This window comes from Mesorhizobium sp. M7A.F.Ca.US.008.03.1.1 (assembly GCF_003997495.1).
Classification (GTDB): domain Bacteria; phylum Pseudomonadota; class Alphaproteobacteria; order Rhizobiales; family Rhizobiaceae; genus Mesorhizobium.
Genome location: NZ_RZRU01000001.1, coordinates 47,732 through 66,940 on the forward strand (window position 1 = coordinate 47,732; position 19,209 = coordinate 66,940).

General features: G+C 63.8%; 20 protein-coding genes. 9 read left to right on the forward strand and 11 right to left on the reverse strand.

Translation table 11 applies throughout. From position 1 onward, the window contains the following. Nucleotides 1–27: 27 nt before the first annotated feature. Together EOA16_RS00220 and EOA16_RS00225 are read left to right on the forward strand one after the other, a co-directional pair. Complete coding sequence (locus tag EOA16_RS00220) at nt 28–567, forward strand: tetratricopeptide repeat protein (RefSeq protein WP_127254723.1); 540 nt, start codon at nt 28–30, stop codon at nt 565–567. Nucleotide 568: 1 nt separating this feature from the next. Continuing rightward, the gene (locus EOA16_RS00225) at nt 569–1,108 is read left to right on the forward strand and encodes a prepilin peptidase (RefSeq protein WP_127254724.1); all 540 of its coding nucleotides are present in this window, start codon (nt 569–571) and stop codon (nt 1,106–1,108) included. A 211-nt stretch (nt 1,109–1,319) separates the two neighbouring features. Here the strand turns inward: EOA16_RS00225 and EOA16_RS00230 are convergent, their stop codons facing one another. From EOA16_RS00230 to EOA16_RS00255, 6 genes are all read right to left on the reverse strand, one after another. Continuing rightward, entirely contained in the window at nt 1,320–2,267 is a 948-nt protein-coding gene (locus EOA16_RS00230) for a nucleoside hydrolase (protein WP_164754049.1), read from the reverse strand. Continuing rightward, nucleotides 2,264–3,277 carry a nucleoside hydrolase gene (locus EOA16_RS00235; protein ID WP_127254725.1) on the reverse strand — a complete coding sequence of 338 codons (1,014 nt, stop codon included), beginning with the start codon at nt 3,275–3,277 and terminating at the stop codon, nt 2,264–2,266. The genes EOA16_RS00230 and EOA16_RS00235 overlap by 4 nt, the downstream gene beginning before the upstream one ends. Nucleotides 3,278–3,288: 11 nt before the next feature. Next, entirely contained in the window at nt 3,289–4,275 is a 987-nt protein-coding gene (locus tag EOA16_RS00240) for an ABC transporter permease (RefSeq protein ID WP_127254726.1), read from the reverse strand. Then, nucleotides 4,263–5,303, reverse strand: coding sequence for an ABC transporter permease (locus EOA16_RS00245; RefSeq protein WP_127254727.1), 1,041 nt, complete (start codon nt 5,301–5,303; stop codon nt 4,263–4,265). Before EOA16_RS00245 ends, EOA16_RS00240 begins: the two co-directional genes overlap by 13 nt. Further along, on the reverse strand, nt 5,300–6,874 hold the full coding sequence (locus EOA16_RS00250) for an ABC transporter ATP-binding protein (RefSeq protein WP_164754051.1): 1,575 nt from the start codon (nt 6,872–6,874) through the stop codon (nt 5,300–5,302). Before EOA16_RS00250 ends, EOA16_RS00245 begins: the two co-directional genes overlap by 4 nt. A gap of 91 nt (nt 6,875–6,965) precedes the next feature. Then, the gene (locus tag EOA16_RS00255; RefSeq protein WP_127254728.1) at nt 6,966–7,970 is read right to left on the reverse strand and encodes a BMP family ABC transporter substrate-binding protein; all 1,005 of its coding nucleotides are present in this window, start codon (nt 7,968–7,970) and stop codon (nt 6,966–6,968) included. A 253-nt stretch (nt 7,971–8,223) separates the two neighbouring features. Here EOA16_RS00255 and EOA16_RS00260 point away from each other — a divergent pair, with 253 nt between their 5' ends. Further along, on the forward strand, nt 8,224–8,808 hold the full coding sequence (locus EOA16_RS00260) for an amino acid synthesis family protein (RefSeq protein ID WP_023809103.1): 585 nt from the start codon (nt 8,224–8,226) through the stop codon (nt 8,806–8,808). Further along, on the forward strand, nt 8,805–9,389 hold the full coding sequence (locus tag EOA16_RS00265; protein WP_127254729.1) for an amino acid synthesis family protein: 585 nt from the start codon (nt 8,805–8,807) through the stop codon (nt 9,387–9,389). Before EOA16_RS00260 ends, EOA16_RS00265 begins: the two co-directional genes overlap by 4 nt. Before the next feature lie 3 nt (nt 9,390–9,392). Here EOA16_RS00265 and EOA16_RS00270 read toward each other — a convergent pair whose 3' ends face one another. Genes EOA16_RS00270 through EOA16_RS00280 form a run of 3 tightly spaced genes read right to left on the reverse strand, consistent with a single transcriptional unit; the run spans nt 9,393 to nt 11,878 of the window. Further along, nucleotides 9,393–10,586, reverse strand: coding sequence for an amidohydrolase family protein (locus EOA16_RS00270; protein WP_127254730.1), 1,194 nt, complete (start codon nt 10,584–10,586; stop codon nt 9,393–9,395). 44 nt (nt 10,587–10,630) lie between these two features. After that, nucleotides 10,631–11,185 carry a MarR family winged helix-turn-helix transcriptional regulator gene (locus EOA16_RS00275; RefSeq protein ID WP_127254731.1) on the reverse strand — a complete coding sequence of 185 codons (555 nt, stop codon included), beginning with the start codon at nt 11,183–11,185 and terminating at the stop codon, nt 10,631–10,633. A 48-nt stretch (nt 11,186–11,233) separates the two neighbouring features. Next, nucleotides 11,234–11,878 carry an isochorismatase family cysteine hydrolase gene (locus tag EOA16_RS00280; RefSeq protein ID WP_127254732.1) on the reverse strand — a complete coding sequence of 215 codons (645 nt, stop codon included), beginning with the start codon at nt 11,876–11,878 and terminating at the stop codon, nt 11,234–11,236. A 232-nt stretch (nt 11,879–12,110) separates the two neighbouring features. On the opposite strand from EOA16_RS00280, the gene EOA16_RS00285 reads away from it, so the two are divergent. After that, on the forward strand, nt 12,111–12,965 hold the full coding sequence (locus tag EOA16_RS00285) for an NAD(P)-dependent oxidoreductase (protein ID WP_127254733.1): 855 nt from the start codon (nt 12,111–12,113) through the stop codon (nt 12,963–12,965). Next, nucleotides 12,962–13,768: an SDR family NAD(P)-dependent oxidoreductase gene (locus EOA16_RS00290; RefSeq protein WP_127254734.1), complete on the forward strand. Its 807-nt coding sequence runs from the start codon at nt 12,962–12,964 to the stop codon at nt 13,766–13,768. Before EOA16_RS00285 ends, EOA16_RS00290 begins: the two co-directional genes overlap by 4 nt. Here EOA16_RS00290 and EOA16_RS32970 read toward each other — a convergent pair. Further along, nucleotides 13,765–14,046, reverse strand: coding sequence for a hypothetical protein (locus tag EOA16_RS32970; protein ID WP_245455805.1), 282 nt, complete (start codon nt 14,044–14,046; stop codon nt 13,765–13,767). The genes EOA16_RS00290 and EOA16_RS32970 overlap by 4 nt on opposite strands. An 80-nt stretch (nt 14,047–14,126) precedes the next feature. Then, nucleotides 14,127–14,912 (reverse strand): SDR family oxidoreductase, encoded by a 786-nt coding sequence (locus tag EOA16_RS00300; RefSeq protein WP_127254735.1) that lies wholly within the window; start codon nt 14,910–14,912, stop codon nt 14,127–14,129. 98 nt (nt 14,913–15,010) lie between these two features. Between EOA16_RS00300 and uxuA the strand changes: the two genes are divergently transcribed. From uxuA to EOA16_RS00315, 3 genes are all read left to right on the forward strand, one after another. Then, nucleotides 15,011–16,195, forward strand: coding sequence for a mannonate dehydratase (gene uxuA, locus EOA16_RS00305; RefSeq protein ID WP_127254736.1), 1,185 nt, complete (start codon nt 15,011–15,013; stop codon nt 16,193–16,195). A 312-nt stretch (nt 16,196–16,507) separates the two neighbouring features. Continuing rightward, complete coding sequence (locus tag EOA16_RS00310; RefSeq protein WP_127254737.1) at nt 16,508–17,527, forward strand: isopenicillin N synthase family oxygenase; 1,020 nt, start codon at nt 16,508–16,510, stop codon at nt 17,525–17,527. 335 nt (nt 17,528–17,862) lie between these two features. After that, nucleotides 17,863–19,185 (forward strand): LLM class flavin-dependent oxidoreductase, encoded by a 1,323-nt coding sequence (locus tag EOA16_RS00315; protein ID WP_127254738.1) that lies wholly within the window; start codon nt 17,863–17,865, stop codon nt 19,183–19,185. The last annotated feature ends 24 nt before the right edge of the window (nt 19,186–19,209 follow it).

Below are 19,209 nucleotides of genomic sequence, written 5' to 3' on the forward strand. Positions count from 1 at the left end.
AGGTCCGAGACCCTTGGGGGAACCTGTATGAAGAGGGCTATCGCGGCGGCGTGCTGCCTGTTGACGGTTATGCTTGCCGGCTGCCAGACGGACGCCACCGACGGGGTCGTGCGCACCAACGAACCGTCGAAAGGCGACGTGACGTCTTTTGGCGATGCTTTCGACGGGCTGAAGACGGTCAGCGATGTCGAATACTATGCCTCGGACCAGGCTGTCGCCGAAGCCAAGAACCAGTTCCGTGCCGAGAACTACGGCAATGCCGGCGCGCTGTTCTTCAAGGCGACGCAACTGGCGCCCAATGATGGTAACGCCTGGATGGGGCTGGCCGCCTGCACCGACCGCATCCACCGCTTCGACCTGTCCGACCGCGCCTATGCCAGGGCCTTCAAGCTGGTCGGCGCGACGCCCGAATATTACAACAATGTCGGCTATTCCTACCTGCTGCGCGGCAAGCTGCAGGATGCCCGCTCGAATTTCCTCAAGGCTTATGAGCTGGCGCCCAACGATCCGACCGTCGCCAACAATCTGAAGCTTTTGTCGTCAAGCGTGCAGAACGTCGAGCGCTAGCATGTTGCTCGTCGAAGCACTGCTGCTGAAGGCGCTCGCCATCCCTCTGCTGGCGTGGATTGCCTGGGTCGACTTCACCACCCAGAGGATTTCCAATCGCGACGTGCTGCTGCTGCTCTGCCTGGGGGCTGGGGGCCTGCTGTTGCTGTCGCTGCAGTCCGGCTCGTGGTGGGACATGGGACTGAGTGCCGGTGCGGGGCTTCTGTTGTTCGTCGCGTTCTTGCCCTTCTGGGTCCTGCGCAAGATCGGCGCCGGCGATGTCAAGCTGATCGCGGTCGTGCCATTCCTGATCAGCGGCGGCGCTCTCGCGGTGTTTTCAGTGCTGCTCCTGGTTTTCGCCTTGGCCACCGCCGCGATCGTGAAAAACCCCTTCCTGCTGCCCGCGGGCGCTTTTCGGCTCATTGTCCAGCATCTGGACCGCAAGGGCGTGGTGCCGTTCGGCGTGCCGATCTCCCTGGCCGCGATCTGTACGCTAGCGTTCCTGATCTACAAAAGCCTGGTGCTGGCGAGCAGTTCCGGGATTCTCAATCAGCTCAACTGACCCTGACATCTCACGCGGCTGAACGCACTGCGTTTCGACGCTCGTTCGGAGCCTTCGCCGGGGCGTTGGCTGACGGAGCAAACGAAAAACCCGCCTGTGCGGCGGGTCACTGGCGCAAATCAGCACCATGGGCAAATATGTACCATAGCTGAGGGCAGGCAGTCAAGAAAAAATTCCTATCGAAAAGCTACCGGCGCCGCTCGCGCTCCGTTCAGTCCCGCAGCAGATCGAACATCAGCTTGAAGAAGCGGTCCGCGTCGACCTCAAAGGCGATGCGGGCATTGTCCTTTTCGCCGCGCTCGCCCCAGTAATCGGCGATGGTCGCGCCGAAGGCGTAGGTGCCGGACAGATCGACGCCGATATGGGCAGGGCGCGTGCGCACCAATGTCGGGTCGATGGCCAGCGCCAGCGCGAGCGGATCGTGCATGGCGCCGCCGACGCCCATCGAGTTGCGGTGCAGCTTCTCGTAGAACAGCAGCCAGTCGTTGACGAGCCGGCCGAGCGGCGTGTCGATGGTGGCCAGTTCGGCATATTGCGGCGCCTCGATCAGCACCTGCATGGTGACGTCGAGGCCGACCATCAGGATCGGCACGCCGCTGTCCAGAACGATCTTCAGCGCCTCGGGGTCGCAGAACGCGTTGAACTCGGTCGGCGTGATGATCTCGCTCTTGCGGTAGAACACGCCGCCCATCCAGATCAGCTCCTTGATCTTGGGCAGCACGTCGCGATGCTTGAGGATCATCAGGCCGATATTGCTGAGCGGGCCGGTGGCGACGACCAGGATCGGTTCGGGCGCGGCGCGGAGCTTGTCGGCCAGGAAATCGACGGCATGCCGGTCGACCGGCTTGATCGTCGCCTGCGGCAGGTAGGGCGAGCCCTCGAGCCCGCTCGGGCCATCGGCGGTGCCGAGCACCAGCGGGCGCGCCAACGGACGGTGGCAGCCCTGCGCGACAGGCACGTCGCCGGCGCCGATATACTCCAGGATGCGCAAGGCATTGGCGGTCGTCTTCTCGACCTCCGCATTGCCGCAGGTCGTGGTGACGCCGAGTAGCTCGATGGCCGGCGAGCGATGCGCCATGACCAGCGCGATGGCGTCGTCGTGGCCGGGGTCGCAGTCGAACAGGATAGGAGTTGGCTTGGTCATCATGTCGTCTTTCACGCCGCCCGCTCGTAGCGCGCTATGGTTTTCTTGAAGCCGTCGAGGAAGCGCCGGCCGTCGAGGCCGGTGCAGATGCGGGTGGTTTTGGGCCCGCCGCCGGGCAGCAATTGCCGGCCGCGATAGGCCACGGTCTGGCCGCGCGCCAGCCTGCCGTCGAGCACGACGTCGGCGAACAGCGGCTCGGTCATCGTCGCCAGGCCGGGATCGAAAGCCAGCGCCACGGTGATCACGTCGTCCATCGGGAAGCCGACGAGGTCGAAGAATTCGCGCCAGATGTCGATGTAGATCGGGAAGCTGTCGGCGATCATCTCTAGGACGGGATTGTCCCTCGCGACGGCCTGCATGTCGGCGATGTCGTCGCGGGTCAGCATCGAATCGGCGACGCGGTTGTCCTCGCAGATGTCGAGCGGCACGAGGATCTTCTCGACATCGGCGTTGAGCACGATGCGCGAAGCCTCCGGATCGGCCCAGATGTTGTATTCCGACAGGGGCGTGATGTTGCCCGGCGTCTGGAAATTGCCGCCGAGCACGATCAGCCGCTTCAGTGCACCGGTCAATCCCGGCTCCTGCAACAGCGCCATCGCCGCGTTGGTCAGCGGGCCGGTCGTCACCAGCGTGATCTCGCCCGGATTGGCCGTGACCGTCTCGATGATGAAATCGACCGCATGTCCCGACGTGGCCTGCCGCACGGGCGTCGGCGCCGGCGGGTTGAACTTCTTCAGGCGATCGCCGAAACGGGCGACAAGCCGTTTTTCGAAATGCACCGGCGCCTCCATGTCGGCCTTGGCGTTGCCGACGATCGGCCGCCACGCGCCGGCGTGAACCGGGATGTCGTCACGCCCGGCGAGCGTCAGCGTGTTGAGGACGACGTTGGTGACCTGTTCGATCGGGCCGGCCGCACCGGTCACGGTGGTCACGCCCTCGAGCCGCAGCTTCGGATTGACCGCTGCAAACAGCACGGCGAGAATATCGTCGCCGGCCGAATCCACGTCGAGGATTATGCGTTCCATAGAGGCTTCCTTCACTGGGGATTTTTACCGCCGGGCTCGGTGTTCTTGTCTACCGACAGCAGTTTGCGCATCGTTACCAGCGTCTCCGCGATGACCCTTGGACGCGCCCGGTAGGACAGCGCGAACAGTGCGATCAGCGCGACGACATAGGGGACGGTGAGAACCAGGTAGGACGGATAGCCGAACGTCTGCAGGCGCAGCGAAAAGGCATCGGCGAAGCCGAACAGCAGGCAGCCGGCCAGCACCTTCAGCGGATCGCCGTTGGAAAAGATCAGGATCGCCACCGCCATGAAACCACGGCCCGACGACATGTTTTCGGTGAACATGGTGATGTAGCCGAGTGACAGATGAGCGCCGGCGAGGCCCGCCAGCAATCCGCACAGCAGCGACGCGATGTAGCGGACGCGGGTGATCGAGATGCCAAGCGCCTCGGCGGCTTCCGGTTTTTCGCCGACGACACGGATATAGAGGCCGAGCCGCGTCCGGTTGTAGCAGACGACCAGCAGCGGCACGGCGATGAAGGCGGCATAGACGAGCGGCGTGAAGCCGGAGATCAGCGGCGCCCACGAGCCGAGAAGGTCGCGCGCGCCGGGCAGCTGGACTTTCGGCAGGCCGACGATGCCGTGACCGACGATCGAACCGCGCGTGCCGAAGATCGCTTTCATCAGCGAGATCGTCATGCCGCCGGCCAGGATGTTGAGCGCCAGCCCGACGACCACTTCATTGGCCTTGAAGCTCACCACCAGGACAGCAAAGACCAGGGCGAAGACGAGCGCCGCCGCGACGCCGCAGGCGACGCCCGCGAGCGCGGAACCGGTCCAGATCGAACCAAGGACGGCGAAGAAGGCGCCGACCAGCATCTGCCCCTCGAGGCCGATGTTGAAGATGCCGGCCTTGGTGGTGAACGAGCCGCCAAGCGCGACCAGAAGGATGGGCGCGGTGGTGCGAAGCGTCGCCGCGATCAGCGCGACGTTGATGAGCTTGTCTAGAATTTCCATCGCCGCTCCCCTGCCTGGCTGTCGCCGCGCTTTCTCACCAGCACCTGGGCCGACACGCTGAGGATGATCAGCGCCTGGATCACGGTGATGATCTCGCGCGACGCGCTGGTATCGACCTCGAGCAGCAGCGATCCGTTGCGCAGAGCGCCGAAGAACAGTGCGGTGAAGATGGTGGCGACCGGCGAGCCATTGGCGAGCAGGGCGGCGATCAGCCCGTCGAAGCCGAAACCGGGAGCAAAGCCTTCCATGAAGCGGTGATGGACGCCGAGCGTCTCGACGCCGCCGGCCAGCCCGCCGACGGCGCCCGAAAGCAGCAGGACCAGGAAACCCTGCCGTTTCACGTTGACGCCGCCATATTCGGCGAATTTCGGCGCCGAACCGACCATCGTGACGCCGTAACCCCATTTGGTGTAGCGGAAGACAAGGGCTGCGCCGACCGCCAGCACCAGGCCAATGACCAGGCCCCAGTTCAACCGCGAGAAGCTGAATATCTCCGGCAGATAGGATGTCGCCAGGATCGGCGGCGTCTCCGACCAGCCACCCGGCCGCTTGAACAGGAAGATGGTGAAATAGGAGGTGAGCAGCACCGCCACGTAGTTCGACAGGATCGTCGAGACGACCTCGTTGGTGTTGTAGCGGGCGCGGAAGTAGGCGGGGATGGCGACCCAGGCCGCGCCTGCCACGACCGCCAGCGCCAGTGCTGCCAGCGTGTGAATGCCCGCGGGCAGGGGCATGGCAAAGCCGACCCAGGCGGCGGCGAAGCCGCCGAGGAACAGCTGGCCCTCGATGCCGACGTTGAACATGCCGCCGCGCAAGCCGATGCAGGCGGCGACACCGCAGATCAGGATCGGCGTCGTCTGCAGCAAGGTCCCGGCGATCTTCTCCTGATCGCCGAAGGCGCCGCGCAACAGTGTCATGAACACCCGCGCCGGGCTTTCGCCAACCATGAGGATGATGATCGCGCCCATCAGCAGCGCCACGCCGATGGCGATGACCTGGCCGGAAAGGGCACGCAAATGGTCTCTCATGATGCGGTCTCCGCGGCGAATTCCGGCGCGGCCACGCCTGCCATCATCATGCCGATGCGCTCCTCGTCGGCATCATCGCCGGCGACCTCACCCATGATCCGCCCGTTGAACATCACCAGGATGCGGTCGGCAAGGGCGGCCAGTTCGTCGAGTTGCACGGAAATCAGCAGGATCGCGCGGCCAGCGGCGCGCTGGCGCATGATCTCGTCATGAATGGCCTCCTGGGCGCCGATGTCGACGCCGCGCGTCGGCTGGTCGATCAGCAGGAAATCGGCGCCATTGGTGAATTCGCGTGCCAGAACGACCTTCTGGATGTTTCCGCCCGAAAGCCGCTTGACCGCATCGCTCGGTCCCCGCGCGCGAATATCGAAGCTCTTGATCAGCGTTTCGGCGTTTTGATTTATGGCATTCCAGTTGAGCATGCCGCCGCGGCTCCATGGTGCGCGATGCTGGCGGCCCATCAGGGTGTTGGCCGCTATCGAAGCGTTGCGATCGACCCCGCGTACCATGCGGTCGCCTGGAACATGGGCGAGGCCTGCCTGGCGGATCGCGGCGGGGGAGAGAGCGGTGAGATTCTGGCCCTTCAGCCACGCCCCGCCATGGCTTGCCGGCCGCAAGCCCGAAAGCACTTCCGCCAGCTCCGTCTGTCCATTGCCGGCCACACCCGCGATCCCCACCACCTCGCCGGAGCGGACCGTGAAACTGGCATCGCGAAGGGCCGGCAGCAGGCGATCGTCGCGCGCCCACAGATCTTTCACTTCGAGGACCACGTCGCCGTGTAGCGACGCGCGCGGCCGCCGGTCGAAGCTGACCTCTCGGCCGACCATCATGTGCACCAACTCGTCCTTGCTGAGCTCGGCCGTCGGCCGGGTCGCCACCTTCTTGCCGTTGCGCAGCACCGTCACCGTGTCGGACACTTCCATCACTTCTTCCAGGTGATGCGAAATGAAGATCACCGTCATGCCTTCGGCCACGAAGCTGCGCAGCGTCTGGAACAGCTCACGGCTCTCCTGCGGCGTCAGCACCGCGGTCGGTTCATCGAGGATGATGGTGCGCGCGCCGCGCACCAGGACCTTCAGGATTTCGATGCGTTGTTCTATGCCGACCGAGAGCAGCCCGACGCGCTCGGTCGGATCGACTTGCAGGCCGAAGCGCTTCGACAGGTCACGCGTGCGCGTAATTTGTGCGGCGTGGTCGATCAGCCCATGGCGACGGATTTCCATACCGAGAAAGACGTTGTCGGCAACCGAGAGCGAGGGAACCAGCTTGAAATGCTGGTGAACCATGCCGAGGCCGGCCTTTATCGCCACGGACGGGTCGGCGATCACGATCTCTTCACCGTTCAGCCGGATCGAGCCTTCGTCCGGTTGCAAGAGGCCGAACAGGATGTTCATCAGCGTCGTCTTGCCGGCACCGTTCTCGCCGATGATGGCGTGGATCTCGCCGCGGTGGACCGCAAGGTCGATGCCGTCATTGGCGACGAATGCGCCAAAACGCTTGGTGATGCCAGTCAACTCGACGGCCATCGCGGCATTGCTGTGGAGGGTCGGCGACCCCGGCGTGTTCGACAACGTGGCTCTCGCAGATTGGACACTGATCCGCCGCGGCAAGCCGCGGCGGATCAGTGTAGCGCTTTCTTGGGAGGGAGGCGCTGTTGTTGGCTTACTTCGCCTTGGCGATCACGATCTTGCCGTCGACGATGCCTTTTTTGATCTCATCGAGCTTGGCGGTCATCTCTGCCGGGATCTTGGCGGCGACGTCATCGCAGACCTTGACCTCGACACCGCCCGAGGCGAGGTCGAAAGTGCGGGTGCCGGCGGTGATCTTGCGGCCCTCGACCTCGTCCTTGATCAGCGTATAGACGGCGATGTCGCCGCGCTTCAGCATGCTGGCGAGCACATTTCCCGGCGCCGAGCCGCACATGTCGATGTCGACGCCGATCGAATATTTGTCGACCGCGGCACTTGCCTGCATCACGCCTTCACCCGTCGGGCCGGCGACGTTATAGACAATGTCGGAGCCTTGGCCGTAAAGCGCCTGGGCAAGCTCGCTGCCCTTGGCCGGGTCGTCGAAGGTGCCGGCGAAGACGGAGTTCACCTTGACGTCGGGCGCGGCATATTTGGCGCCTTGCTCGTAGCCGCCCAGGAAGTTGCGGATCACCGGGATATCGCGGCCGCCGACAAAGCCGATGGCCTTGCCGTCGCCGATCTTGTCGAAGGCGGTGCCCTTGGCCTCGATCATGCCGGCAAGCGCGCCGGCGACGAAGGATCCCTGCTCCTCGGCGAAATTGGCGTAGATCATCTTGGGGTTGTCGAGGACGCCATCGATGAACACGAAGCGCTGGTCAGGATATTCGGCGCTGACCTTTTGCAGCGAGTCCACCAGTTCCCAGCCCATCACGAAGATGAGGTCGTACTGTTTGCCCTTGGCAAGATTCTCGAACTGCTGCTGGTAGTCGAGCGCGCGATTGCCGGTGTCGACCAGCTTGAGGTCGATGCCGAAATCGGTCTTGGCCTTGTTGAGGCCGTTGACGATCGAAACGCCAAAACCCTGTGCAAAATATCCCGAGATGGCGGCCACGGAAACCTTGGCCTGTGCGGCGGCCGGTCCGAACGAAATGGCAAGCATCGTGCCGGCCAGAAATAAACTCTTGAGCGCCCTTTTCATGTCATTCCCCTTCAGCTTTTTTCAGCTTTTGAAGCCACGCTTTGACCATCCCCACGTATCGCCGGGACAACGGCAAGTTCGTTGATGGTCATATGAGTTTAGGAGCGGCTTAACAGGCTGTCAATCGTCATCCGATGCAGTTTTCTTGGCCCTTCGCCCACTTGCTCGACGTCCGCGCTTGACAAATGTCGATGAGCGTAATTGTTGATACTCTAACGAGTTTTTATGAGCGACGGGATGAAGGAGGCGAACAATGCCAGCTGTGGTGGTCAGGAAATTTCTGGTTCAGGTCGAAGAGATATTCCATGAGGGCGGACCCCACGCGGCGCGCCCGCTCAAGCGAGGCGCGGTCGTCGCGGTCATCGCCAACCCTTTTGCCGGACGCTATGTCGAAGAGATCACCGGCTTCATGGAAGATCTGAAGCCGCTAGGTCTCGATATGGCTCGGCGCCTGATCGACGCCATTGGTGAAGGCGGCCAGGCCATCGAAGGCTATGGCAAGGGTGCCATAGTCGGCGCCGCCGGCGAGCTTGAACATGGCGCGCTCTGGCACAATCCGGGCGGCTACGCGATGCGCGAACTGCTCGGCAATGCCAAGGCGATCGTGCCCTCGACCAAGAAGGTCGGCGGCCCCGGAACGCGCATCGATATCCCGATCACGCACATAAACGCCTCCTATGTGCGCAGCCATTTCGATGCGATCGAGATCGGCATTGCCGATGCGCCGCGCGGCGACGAAATGGCAGTCATTCTGGCGATGACCACCGGCGCACGCGTCCATGCACGGGTCGGCGGCCTGGCCGCCGCCGACATCAAGGGCGAGGACGGATTGCGATGAACCCGGAAATCCGCCGTATCATCACCATCGTCGAGGAAACCCGGATCGAAGGCGGGCGCCCCGTCGATCCGCCGACGCGGCGTGCCGCAGCCGTCGCGGTGATCCGCAATCGCCATGCGGGCACTTACGCAGAGGACCTGTCGGCGCTGAGCGCCATCGGCGAAGTGTTGGGCGAAATCTTGCCCAGGCGCGCCGTTGCTGCTCTGGGCATTGCCGGCGACTTGGTCGAGAGCTTCGGCAAGGCGGCCGCCGTCGGCGCCGATGGCGAGCTCGAACATGCCGCCGCCATCCTTCATCCAAAGCTCGGTGCCCCGTTCCGCGATGTGCTTGGCAAGGGTGCCGCGCTCATTCCTTCATCGAAGAAGCGCGGCGGCCTCGGCGTGCCACTCGACATTCCGCTCGGTCACAAGGATGCTGCGCGGGTGCGCAGCCATTTCGACGGCATGGAGGTTCGTGTTCCCGACGCACCGCGTGCTGACGAGATCGTCGTCGCTATCGCCGTCACCGATTCCGGCAGGCCGCACCCGCGCGTCGGCGGACTGACCAAGGACAAGATTGTCGGGATTGACGGCGTCGGCTGACCGTCAGGCAGCCAGGACTTCCGGCACCCGTAGCGCCGGCGGGGTGTTGCGGCTCCGGCCGGTCCGCACCACGCCGTCGATGACGACCATTCCAATGCCTGGAAGATTGCCGAGCGCCACGCTGTCGAGCAGCCCGTCGCCGGCGCCGCCGATCGCCTGATCCATGAAGATCAGGTCGGCGGCGCGACCGACCTCGATGATGCCGCGATCCTCCAGTCCGCGCACGCGCGCCGTGTTGCCGCTGGCAAGACAGAACGCCACTTCCGGCGCAATACCGCCCAGCGAAGCCAGCATGGTCAGGGTTCGCAGGATGCCGAGCGGCTGTACGCCGGATCCGGCCGGGCTGTCGGTGCCGAGGATGACGCGCGAAAGTTCGCCGCGCTGCCTTGCCAGGTCGAGCACGAACAGTCCGGTGCGCAAATTGCCGTTATGGACGATTTCAAGCGCCCTCGAGCCCTTCTCGCAGATCTGCCGTATTTCCGCCTCGGGCAGGGCCGTTGGCCCGCCATTGACGTGGGCGACGATGTCGGCGTCGACCTCCAGCACGACATCCGCGCCGATGCGGCCGGAGCCCGGCAGCGACGGGCCGCCCGTGTGGGTCATCGAGGTCATGCCATATTTGCGCGCCCAGGCGATCATCTGCCGGCCGGTCGGCCCATCCTTGACGCCGCCAAGCCCGACCTCGCCGACAAGCGTCACGCCGGCCTCGGCGAGACTGCGGAAGTCTTCCTCGGTAAGGCCGGGTTCCAGGATCGGTGCCCCGGCCAGGATCTTCATGCCGTTCGGACGGAAGTTGGAGAAGGTGCGTTGGGCAGCGATCGCCAGCGCCTTCAGACCAACAAGGTCGCGCGGTCGGCCCGGTGTGTGGACTTCCCCCGCCGAGATGATGGTGGTGACGCCGCCATGCACGGTCGAATCCATCCAGCCGATCTGGTTCTGCCGAGGCGTCCAGTCGCCGGCCACCGGATGGGCGTGGTTGTCGATAAGACCCGGCGCGACCGCGCTGCCCATCGCATCGATGATCGTCGCCGCGCCGCCGCCGTCAATGCCGCCTGCCTTGCCGATCCCGGTAATGCGGCCGTCGGTCACGACGATGGTGTCGGCGTCGATGATTGGTTGTGCGAGATCGCCACTCAGCATGAGACCGATATTGCGGACGACGAGCGTGTTGGCAGACGACTGGAGGTCGGACGACATCGGTTCTCACTTTTGCTGTTATGGAAAAAAGGACTGGACGCGGCTTATTTGCCGCCGTCGCCATTCGATGGGTCGTCGTCGTTGATGCGCTGGAGCAGGCGAAGCAGCGTCGCCTGCTCAGCCGGTGAGAGCGGCGACAGGAACCGCCGCCCGACCTCGACGCTGCGTTCGAGCCGCTCCAGCGTATAGTCGGTCCCTTTGCTGGTCAGCGCGATCATCGTCAGGCGTTGGTCGGTTTCGGAGGCGCTGCGCGTGATCAGCCCGTGTTTGAGCAGTTTGCGCATGACGATGCTGATGGTCGACGGGTCCATCGCCGTCAGGCGGCCGAGATGGTTCTGCGAAACTTCGCCATGCTTGAGGATCGTGGCGAGCGCCGCGAACTGGGTTGGCGAAAGATCTTCGCCGGCCATGACCTGCTGGAAGCGCAGCGTCGCGCGCTGATGCGCCCGGCGGATGACGTGCGCCGGGTGGCGGTCCAGTTCGTAGCCGGTCTCGGCATATTGCTGCAGCACCTGCTCGCGGCTCGGTGACGCTGCATTGCCGCTGGGTGTTTTCAGCGTCGCGCCTTTTTTGGATTGCGGTTTCTTTTCAGTCGTCACACCGGACTCCTATCGCCGCTGTCTCGGATGTCGCCGGTTGGAAAAAGCTCAAGCCGCGACCTCCGCTGGTTGAAGCGACGTCCCGTCGCGGAGGGCTGCGACGACATCAGCCGAATTGCTGACCACGCCGAAATGCGTCGCTATGTCGTAGAGCGAACTTTCCTGCTCGCGCGGCCCCGTCGCCGCGCAGCAATCGCTGGGCACCACCACCTCATAACCCTGGAAAAAGGCGTCATGGACGGTCGAGCGCACACAGATGTTGGTGACCACGCCGAAGATGACCAGCTGATCGGTCTGCATGTCTTTCAGCGTCAGATCGAGGTCGGTTTGAAAGAAGGCCGAGTAGCGCCGCTTGATCACATGGATCTCATCGTCGCGGGCGCCGAGATCCTCGATGATCTCCGGCCCCCAGCTTCCGTCCAGGCAATGCGGTGTGCGCTTCAGCCATTCGCGCTCGCGTCGCATGCCCGGCCGGTGGCTGTCATGGACCCAGATCACCGGCACGCCGGCGGCGCGCGCCGCCTCGATCACGGCCAGCTGCGGCGCGACCAGCGTCTCGTACCCAGGCAGGACCATGGCCCCGCCGGGCTTGCAGAACTCATTGACCATATCGATGACGACAACGGCTGCACGGCGTGGATCGAGGCGCACCGCGTCATCGTGCCGATGTGAGGAAAAACTGTCCACGGGCATGGCGAGCTCCTTTGACCGATCGTTGATGCTCATACAAAAAGCCTTGACGGATGCCAAGTCAATCCCGTTCGACGCAAAGCGTGCTGGTCGGCCTTGCGCACCGCGCTCCGACAAGCGTATGCGCTATTTGTCCATCGCGAAATGGCCTTGACAACGCTTGTCAGGCATGTGCTCGATTTGTATGACCATCAATGATATTCAAGCCGCTGAATTGCGGAGCCGAGGCCGAGATATGAAAACCATCGTCACCGGAGCCAGTGGCCTGCTTGGCCGCCATGTGGCCGAGGCTCTGGTTGCGGCCGGCCACGATGTGCTTGGTGTCGATGCCGTGATGCCGGGTGAGGTCGCATGGCGCCACGCAACCGCCGATTTGACCGATCTGGGATCGACGCTGCAACTCGTGCGCGATTGCGATGCCGTGGTGCATGTCGCGGCCATTCCGCGACCGACCGGCCGGGCCGGCGGCGAGGTGTTCAAGACCAACGTCGCGACCGCCTACAATGTGGTCGAGGCAGCTGTCATGGCCGGCGCCAGGCGCTTCATCTATGCCTCGTCCTTCAGCGTTTTCGGCTATCCCTTTTTCGAGAAGCCTGTGCGACCGCCCTATCTGCCGGTCGACCTGAACCATCCTGTCGGCGCGCAGGACCCGTACGGCCTGTCGAAATGGCTGGGCGAGGAAATCGTCGACGCGGCGGTGCGCCGCGGCGCCTTTTCGGCGGTCAGTGTTCGCATGCCGTGGATCCAGACGCCGGGTTCTTTTTTCGAGGGCGTCGGGCCGCGCCGCGCCACTGCCGACAGTGCCCGCGACCTGTGGGCCTATCTCGACGCGCGCGACGCCGGGCAGGGCTTCTTGCGGGCGCTTGAATGGCAAGGCGACGGCCATCTGCGCGTCCTCCTGAGCGCCGCCGACACCTTCATGGAAGAGGAAACCGAAGCGCTCGTGCACAGGGTCTATCCTGATGTCGTTCTATCGCGGCCGATCGTCGGCTTCGGCGCTGTGCTCGACACGGTCCATGCGCGCGAAACGATCGGCTTCGAGCCAAGCCATTCGTGGCGTTCCTATCCGAAGCCGGAGGCCGGACAATGAAACGGTTCGACAAACAGAATGTTCTCGTCACCGGTGGTGCCGGCGCGATCGGCAGCGCAGCGGTGCGGCGTTTCCTTGGCGAAGGCGCGCGGGTCGCCATTGTCGACCGCAATGGCGCGGCGGCGCAGCAACTGGCTCGCTCACTGGGTGAAAACGCCATTGCCATCGAAGCCGACGTCACCGATGAAGCGGATGTGCGGCGTGCCGCCGCAACGACCGTCGAGACGTTCGGCGGCCTCGACGTGGTGTTCAACAATGCCGGCATTTCCGGCTTCGTCGCTCCCGTTCATGACCTGCCGGTCGAGGATTGGGATACGACCATCCGCATCAATCTGCGCGGCATCTTCCTCGTTCTGCAGGCCTCGCTTCGGGCGATGATCAAGGCCGGGACCGGTGGCTCGATCGTCAACATGGGCTCGTCCATGGCCGGTTGGGACGTCCTTTCGGGCGGTGCCGGCTATGTCGCTTCCAAACACGGCGTGGTCGGGCTGACGCGGGTCGCGGCGCTCGATGCCGCGCCCTACGGCATACGCGTCAATGCCATCTGCCCCGGCGTGATCGAGACGACGCTTGGCGTGCCGGCTTCCGGCGACGGCGAATTCAAGAGCAGCGTCCAGCATTTCGCCGACCGCATTCCGTTGCGCCGCATCGGCCAGCCGGACGATGTCGCGGCCGCCGTGGCGTTCCTGGCCTCCGACGAGGCGAGGCACGTCACAGGCGTGGATTGGCTGATCGACGGCGGCCAGACCTTGCAGAGCTGGGCCAACGCGCCGGCCGGCGGCGCGTTTCCGAAGTTTCGCTAGAGCTGCTTTGGCGGCATTGCCTGGATGATCCGGACGGCGAGATCGAGATCGGCGAGCCCGTCCGAAAGCGGCGTGCGCGGCTTCGCACCGGCATGGATGCAATCGGCGAAATGCAGCCACTCGCGGCGAATCCAGCGCTGCCGAAGGTTGAGAGGGACAATGTGGCGTCTGGGCGTCAAGCGCTTCAATGGCCAGGTGACGACCAGAATTGCCGGTATTGCCTGATTGGACTTGGCCTGTTCGGCGGGGCCCGTGCGGTGTTCAATTTGCTTGGGCATTGATCTGTCAAGAAGGTCGGGCGACCCAATTGTCGGATGCTGGCTGCTCCCGGTAACGGACAAGCCCCAATCTTCGCGATCTACTTCACGCCGATGCCGGCGGTCAGGCCGCCATCGATCTTGTAGTCCGCGCCAGTGCAGAAGCCGGCCTTCGACGAACACAGGAAAGCGATGAGTTCCGCCACCTCCTCCGGCTCGCCGATGCGGCCGATAGGATGCGCTTCGCCGAAGCGCTTGTAGGCAGCCTCGACATCGGCATCCGTGCCGTTCTCGCCGCGCGCGGCCCTTTCCAGGATCGGAGTGCGGATCGAGCCCGGGCTGACGGAATTGACCCGGATGCCGGAGCGCGCGTGGTCGAGGGCCAGGGCACGCGTCAGCGTGTGGATGGCGCCCTTGGTGGTGGCATAGGCGGCGACGTTTTGCTGGCAGGCAAAGCCCTGCACCGAAGCGACGTTGACGATGGCGCCGCCGCCCCTTCGGACCATTTCCGGGATACCGAAATGCGCTGTCAGATAGATCGACCCGACATTGACCGACATCGCCTTGTTCCAGGTCTCGAAATCGGTGCTGGTCACGGTTCCATACGGATGCACCGCCGCCGAATTGACGATGATGTCGAGGCCGCCGAACCGTTCCACGCCGACTGCTACCGCGTCGCGAACCTGATCGGGCACCGAGACGTCGGCGCCTATGACCAGCGCCCCGACTGCAGAACTTTCCAGTTCCGCTTTCAGCGCCGCGTTGGCCGCGCGGTCGATGCCGCAGGCGATGATCGCAGCGCCCCCTGCAGCGAGGCGTCTGGCGGTTGCGAGGCCAATCCCGGTCGTCCCCGTCACCAAGGCAACCTTGCCGTCGAAATCCTTCATTGGGAAAACTCCTTCATTCGCTGTCTGAAACCGTTCCTAGTTTGACACCCATTGTGGTCCAACAATAGGTTGCCGTTCTCTCGCAGAAGGAAGCGGCAATGGAACAGTGCTGGCGCTGGTATGGACCGAACGACCCGGTAACGCTCGATCATGTCAGGCAGGCCGGTGCGACCGGCGTGGTGAGCGCCTTGCACGATATCTATGACGGGCGCGCCTGGCCGCTCGAGAGCATTCTGGAGCGCAAGCGTGTCATCGAGGCCGCCGGCCTGACATGGTCGGTGGTCGAGAGCATTCCGGTCCACAACTCCTTCAAGATCGGCGCGCCGGAACGCGAGCGCTACGCCGGCTATTATCGCGACTCAATCCGCGCGCTGGCCAAGGCCGGCATTGCGACGGTCTGCTACAATTTCATGCCGGTGGTCGACTGGACCCGCACCGATCTCGCCTATCGGCTGCCGACGACGGGCTATGCACTGCGTTTCGACGCGATCGATTTCGCGGCCTACGACCTGTTCGTGCTGAAGCGCGTCAATGCCGAGGCCGGCTATACCGCCGCCCGGATCGCCGAGGCGGAAGCGCGGCTGAAGGAATTGAGCAGCGAAGCGATCGACAGGATCGAGCGCAACCTGATCGCCGGCCTGCCGGCGACCGAGCGCAGCTATGACAGGGACAGTTTTCGCGAGGCCCTGGCGGACTACGATGCGATCGGGCCGAAGCAATTGCGCGACAACCTTGCCTGGTTCCTGCGCGAGATCATTCCGGTGGCCGAAGAGGAGGGGGTGCGCATGTGCATCCATCCCGACGACCCGCCCTTCTCGCTCTATGGCCTGCCACGCATCGTCTCGACCGCCGAGGATGCGCGTTTCATCCTCGACGCCGTCGACAGCCCCGCCAATGGCCTGACGTTCTGCACCGGCTCTTATGGCACGCGCGCCGACAACGACATCGTCGCCATGGTCAAGGAGTTCGCTGGCCGCATCCATTTCGCCCATCTGCGCAACATCACCATCGAGGATGACGGCTCGTTCCATGAGGCAGAGCATCTCGAGGGCGGCACCGACATGGCCCATGTCATCCTCGCTCTGATGCAGGAAGAGAAGCGGCGCCGGAAGGAGGGCCGCGCCGACTGGCGCATTCCGATGCGCCCAGACCATGGCCATCTGCTCGCCGACGACATCGGCAAGACCAGGATCAATCCCGGCTATTCGCTGATCGGCCGGTTGAAAGGCCTCGCGGAGCTGCGTGGCATCATGCGCGCCATCGAGCGGTTCGAGCTGGCTTGAAGCCCTCCCGCCGGTCGGCTGGCGGGATTTACAGGCGATCACGCGCGGTTGCGCTTCCGCTGTGACGTATACGATGTCGCACTGGAAAGTGCGGCCCACGACGTGGCGGGTAAAGCACGTGTCGGGAAATTATTTGCCGGCAGTTCACAATATGCAGCGCTGACGTTCTTCCATTCGGGCCGGATTGGACTTCCTGTTGCTTTGATCAGCACGCCTTGCGTGTCACTTTGAGATGCATTCATGCTCGAAGCTCTTGCCGGTGGTCGCTTCTGCTTCTCCTAAGCCAAGGCAGAGAAAAGAAGGAACCTGACCATGCCCAGAATTGTGCCGGTGCTTGATCTGAGCCGTCTCGAACAAGGTGCGTCCGAGTATCGTACCTTTCTCCTGGACCTGCGCACGGCGGCTCGGGACGTCGGCTTCTTCTACCTCAGCGGCCACGGAATTTCGGCCTTGGAGATCGACGACGTGCTTGATGCATCGCGCCGGTTCTTCGCGCTGCCGGAGGCCGACAAGCTGGCGATCGAAATGGTCAAATCCCAGCAGTTTCGCGGCTACACCCGCGCCGGCGGCGAACTGACCAAGGGCGCGGCCGACTGGCGTGAGCAGCTCGACATCGGCGTCGAGCGCCAGCCCATAGCACAGGGGCCTGGAATTGCGCCCTGGACACGGCTGCAGGGGCCGAACCAGTGGCCGTCGGCACTGCCGGAACTCAAGCCGGCGCTGCTTGCATGGCAGGCCAAGGCGACCGCGGTGGCGATCCGGCTGTTGAAAGCCTTCGCGCTGTCGCTCGATCAGCCCGAGGACGCTTTTGATGCGATCTACCGGGACTCGCCCAACCATCGCATGAAGATCGTCCGTTATCCCGGCCGTGACGCGACAGAAGGCGACCAGGGCGTCGGCGCGCACAAGGATGGCGGTTTCCTGACCCTGCTGCTGCAGGACGACAACAAGGGGCTGCAGGTCGAATATGACGGAAGCTGGGTGAATGTGGATCCGCTGCCTGGAACGCTGGTCGTCAACATCGGCGAACTGCTCGAACTGGCATCGAATGGATATCTGCGGGCCACCGTGCACCGGGTCGTGACGCCGCCTGCCGGCGTCGAGCGGATTTCGGTTCCCTTCTTCTTCAGCGCGCGGCTCGATGCGACCATACCGCTGCTCAGTCTGCCTGAAGAACTGGCGGCCGAAGCACGCGGACCGGCGAGCGATCCGGACAATCCACTGTTTCGAGACGTTGGCACCAATGTGCTTAAAAGCCGCCTGCGGTCGCATCCCGACGTTGCACGCCGCCACTATGCCGATCTGCTCGAGACCGGAACGCCTGGTTCGTGAGGTCAGCGGCGCACGGATTTTTGCTGTTTCATATTTTTTTTGGAATACCATTCGTCGCCAACGCTTCGAAATACGCCCAAAAAGGTAAAATCGTTCGGCGGTTTCCTCCCATTCCGCTGGACGGTGTTCCCCTCTGAAGGTTTTGACCTTCTTTTGGCCGGGCCGCATTCGAGCCCGGCCATTTTTTGTCCCGAGGTCTCGGGCACAAAACTGACATGCTGCAAAAGCCCGATGTGGCGGAACAGGATACCTTCCCGAGCCGGGCGTACCGTCCGATCCTGAGGTAAGGATTCGAGCACTGTGCTCGACTGTATCGATCGGTCGGAACGACTTTCATGACACAAAAACAATTGCACCTCGGCGCCTTCATGCGCCCCGTCAGCCTGCACACCGGCGCCTGGCGCTATCCGGGTGCCTATGCCGACGCCAATTTCAATTTCGCGCATCTGAAGCGCTTCGCCCAGACCCTGGAGGCGGCGAAGTTCGACGCCTTCTTCATGGCCGACCATCTGGCCGTTCTCAACATGCCGATCGAGGCGCTGCGGCGCAGTCACACGGTCACCTCATTCGAGCCGTTCACGCTTTTGTCGGCGCTCGCCGCCGTCACCGACCACATCGGGCTGGTCGCCACCGCATCGACGACGTTCGACGCGCCCTATCATGTTGCCCGCCGCTTCGCCTCGCTGGACCATATCAGTGGCGGGCGCGCCGGCTGGAACATCGTCACCACGTCCAATCCGGATGCGGCGCTCAATTTCGGCCTCGACGAGCATGTCGAGCATGACGAGCGCTACCGGCGGGCGCGGGAATTCTACGATGTCGTCACCGGCCTGTGGGACAGCTTTGCCGACGATGCCTTCATCCGCGACGCCGAAAACGGGTTGTATTTCGACCCGGCCAGGCTGCATGTGCTCGACCACAAGGGTGAGCATCTCTCGGTGCGCGGCCCACTCAACATCGCGCGTCCAATCCAGGGCTGGCCGGTCATCGTCCAGGCCGGCGCCTCGGAGGCAGGACGCCAGCTGGCGGCCGAAACAGCGGAGGTCATTTTCGCCGCCCATGCCGATCTCGCGGCGGGGCAGCGCTTCTTCGCCGACGTCAAAGGCCGTGCGCAGAAACTCGGCCGTTCGCGTGACGATATCAAGATCCTGCCCGGCGCCTTTGTCGTTGTCGGTGACAGCGTCGAGGACGCGCAGGCCAGGCGGGCGAAGCTCGACAGTCTCATCTATTACGAGAGCGGCCTCGCCTCGCTGTCGATCGCGATCGGACATGATGCGTCCGGCTTTGATCCCGACGCGCCCTTGCCCGAAATCCCCGAGACCAATGCCTCGAAGAGTGGCCGCGAGCGCGTCATCGAACTGGCGCGCCAGGAGAACCTGACGGTCAGGCAGCTCGCGCAAAGGCTAGGCGGCTATTCCGGCCTTGCCTTTGTTGGCACACCTGAAACAATCGCCAACGAGATGGAGGAATGGCTGGTCGGCGAGGGTTCCGACGGGTTCAACATCATGTTTCCATACCTGCCCGCCGGGCTCGATGATTTTGCCGAGAAGGTGGTGCCCGAACTGCAGCGGCGAGGGATCTTCAGGCGGCAATATGAGGGGTCGACGCTGCGCGAGAATCTCGGCCTGAAGCGGCCGCCCAACCGGTATTTCGATTAGAGCGTTCTTCGCAGGGAGGTTTTC